The sequence below is a fragment of the Paenibacillus sp. 01T422 genome (genome assembly GCF_056398785.1).
The window spans coordinates 1-1404 of record NZ_JBFTQB010001244.1; the positions used below are offsets into that span (position 1 = coordinate 1).

Sequence of the window (1404 nt, forward strand, 5' to 3'; positions counted from 1 at the left end):
CTAATCACCTCTCAAAAGCAGCAAATAGAGTCATCTCAGTCCGTTAGCCGCCCAGCTGCTGCTCGCAAGAGGTTAGCTGACGGCTGAAGCGGTAGGAACACCGCCAGTAGAAGCTAACTAGTTTAAGTGCTCTGAAGTCCGTTAGCCGCCAGCTGCTGCCCGCAAGGTAAGCTGTCGGCTGAAACTCGTCCATCAGCTCCCCCATTTTACTGTAACGGACTCATCCCCCTATCATCCCTACGAACTTTTCGCTTGTTGAATGACGGCTTCGATATAGGCTCTAAGTGTTTTGATAAAAGTTCGCATAGCATATCCGACATACCTGTCACTGCGGTAGATCAGACAGATATCCTGAGAAGGAGTAGGATGCCGCAGGTTCACAATCTTTATGTCTTTGTTTGGAAGGGTATCCAGCAGCAATCGTGGCAGAACACATGCGCCAACTCCGCTCTGCACCATTTGGAGGAGGGAGGATAACGTTGTTGTCACCATATGCGGCTGCAAAGTAAACCCTTTATCCGTGCAGAAGCGATCGATCAGCTTGCGGCATTGATGGTCGGGAGGAAACATGACCGTTTTCAAGTCATTCAGCCTGCTTATCGGGATGAAATTCTCGGTAGCAAGGGGATCATTCCTACTTACAGCCAGTGAGAACTCTTCGTGAAATAGAGGGATTGAGGTGAGGCGATCATCGCTAACAGGTCCGATCGTGACTCCAACATCGATGCTTCGGTCCAGAACTTGTTCGGTTACTCGTGTGGTTTCCAAAAGAGAGAGCGAAATGGTGGGATAAGTCTGATGAAAGTTCAGCAGTAAGGCATTAAACATGAGGTCTGCGTCACCGGGCAAAACACCGATGGATAACGATCCGCCTTGCAGTTGCTTCAAGTCAGCAATGGCGTCGCTTGCCTGCTTCAGATGCCCGAATACAGCCGCACCATGTTCTTGCAATATGGCGCCGGCTTCTGTGAGGACGATTGTTTTACCCACTCGATCGAAAAGGAGAACGCCTAATTCTTCTTCCAATCTTCTAATCTGCTGGCTGATGTTGGGAGCGCTGACTCCCATCTTATCGGCGGCTCTCGTGAAGTGAAGTTCTTCACAAATCGCCATAAAGTACTGTAGCTGTTTTAACTCCATAGCTCACACTCACTTTCAAAAACATCGCTGAAGGGCTGAAGGTGTTTCAATCCTTATTGTTGCTTCATCCTGTTTCTCTGTCAATGCATGAACGTTAACTTATACTTAACGTTCCGGTAACTTGCACCGCATTGATGGTAAATCTCATGGAATCTATACTAAAAGCAGATCAAATGCTTCTCAATTCCAAGGAGGTTGGACATATGTCTGAAACAATTATCGGCACGGCCAAAACAGTTCGTCAAGTAGTACTTCACAAGGTGC

General features: G+C 47.8%; 2 protein-coding genes. Both read right to left on the bottom strand.

Features of this window, described 5'->3' with window-relative positions; all coding sequences use genetic code 11:
• Positions 1 to 43 precede the first annotated feature (43 nt).
• Complete coding sequence (locus tag AC1DUA_RS37610; protein WP_477504574.1) at positions 44 to 193, bottom strand: hypothetical protein; 150 nt, start codon at positions 191 to 193, stop codon at positions 44 to 46.
• Between the two features lie 44 nt (positions 194 to 237).
• Positions 238 to 1140 (bottom strand): LysR family transcriptional regulator, encoded by a 903-nt coding sequence (locus AC1DUA_RS37615; protein WP_477504575.1) that lies wholly within the window; start codon positions 1138 to 1140, stop codon positions 238 to 240.
• Positions 1141 to 1404: the final 264 nt, after the last annotated feature.

What these genes read in the sequence shown, in the direction of transcription:
- AC1DUA_RS37615 (WP_477504575.1), bottom strand. Translation starts at nt 1,140, where the DNA reads ATGGAGTTAAAACAGCTACAGTACTTTATGGCGATTTGTGAAGAACTT.
- AC1DUA_RS37610 (WP_477504574.1), bottom strand. Translation starts at nt 193, where the DNA reads ATGGACGAGTTTCAGCCGACAGCTTACCTTGCGGGCAGCAGCTGGCGG.